The organism is Magnetovibrio sp. PR-2 (assembly GCF_036689815.1).
GTDB lineage: Bacteria > Pseudomonadota > Alphaproteobacteria > Rhodospirillales > Magnetovibrionaceae > Magnetovibrio.
In genome coordinates this window covers 1-1307 of record NZ_JBAHUR010000033.1, presented here as the reverse complement: position 1 = coordinate 1307, position 1307 = coordinate 1, and the positions used below count along the sequence as shown (strand labels likewise).

Annotated in this window: 1 protein-coding gene; it reads right to left on the bottom strand. The window is 52.0% G+C overall.

The genetic code is table 11. From position 1 onward, the window contains the following. Positions 1-33: 33 nt before the first annotated feature. Positions 34-1268 (bottom strand): IS3 family transposase gene (locus V5T82_RS18075; RefSeq protein ID WP_332897074.1). Its coding sequence is split into 2 segments (ribosomal slippage): positions 34-899 and positions 899-1268, totalling 1236 coding nucleotides; the frame shifts between segments, so codons are not numbered across the junction. Positions 1269-1307 lie beyond the last annotated feature (39 nt).

The window sequence follows — 1307 nt, the reverse complement described above, 5'->3', positions numbered from 1 at the left end:
TGTCCCGTCCTAAAATAAGTTGACGGTTTTTGTTTAAGCCATCCCGCTCGTCGGGATGGCTTTTTCATGCACCTGTTGCGGCGTTCTCATGCCCAGGCTGAGGTGCGGCCTCATGTGATTATATATGTCTATAGATTGTTCGACGAGCTTTTCCAGATCGGCGAAGCTCTTACATCGGTGCAACAAGAACTCTTGTTTCAAAATCCCGTTGATACGTTCCGCCAATGCATTTTGATAACAGTCATAACCATCGGTCATGGATGGGCGGATGTGATGGGCCGCTAGGATTGTCTGGTAGATGGCAGAGCAATATTGCAAACCCCGGTCTGAGTGATGGATCAAGGGCTTTTGGCTTCTCCGGGCCTTGATGGCCATGGATAAGGCTTTTGCCACATCCTTCGCTTTCATTTGGCGGCTCACCTCATAGCCCATGATTTTCCGGCTATAGGCATCCGTCACCAGCGATAGATAATGAACCCCTTCATCACTTTCCAGGTACGTAATATCACTGACAAACACGGCCTCTGGTCGGTCGGCATGGTGATCCTTGAGCAAGTTTGGGTGTTTGCGCATCCAGTGCTTGCTCCAGGTGGTTTTGGTATAGCTGCGCCGGGGCCTGACCAGCAGGCCTTCGTCTCGCAAGTAGCCAAACAAACCGTCACGGCCCAGCTTGACCCCAAGGGCCAAAATCCGGGGCTTGAGCAGATGATAAAGTTTGCGGGTTCCCAGCCGGGGCATGAAACGGCGAACATCCATCACCATGGCCTTAACGGGCTCCATTTCTTGCATCCGTGATTGTGCGCGCCATTCGCGCTGATAAATGGATTGTCGACTGATGCCAAGAAGCGTGCACGCCCTACGCAGGCTCATTTCTCCGCGCGCTTGCAAGCGGCGCGCTCCTTGGCAATAAGCTTTTTTCGCAGGCCTGCTCCATGCTCGGCATCCAAAATATCAATAACTTCATTGAGCAAAAGCGTTCTCAAGCGCTCGTCTTCAAGCTCTCGTTCAAGACGCTTGATTTTCTGGGCGGGGGTCTCCGCCGCTTTCGGTGATATGGGCATGATCAATCGTACCGGTTGGGTCCAGTCCAGCTTTCCGTGCTTCCTGCACCAGGTTAAAACGGTAGAACGCCCCTGAATACCATAAATCTTCTGGGCCTGCTTGTAAGTCATGTCGCCCTTTTCCACTGCAGCGACAACAGACAATTTAAAGCCGAGGCTGTAATCACGCTGACTGCGGCGACGGCAAGGTTTGTTTGGCTTCAACATAATAGGTCTCCAACTGGTAAACCTATTTCAGGACGACAC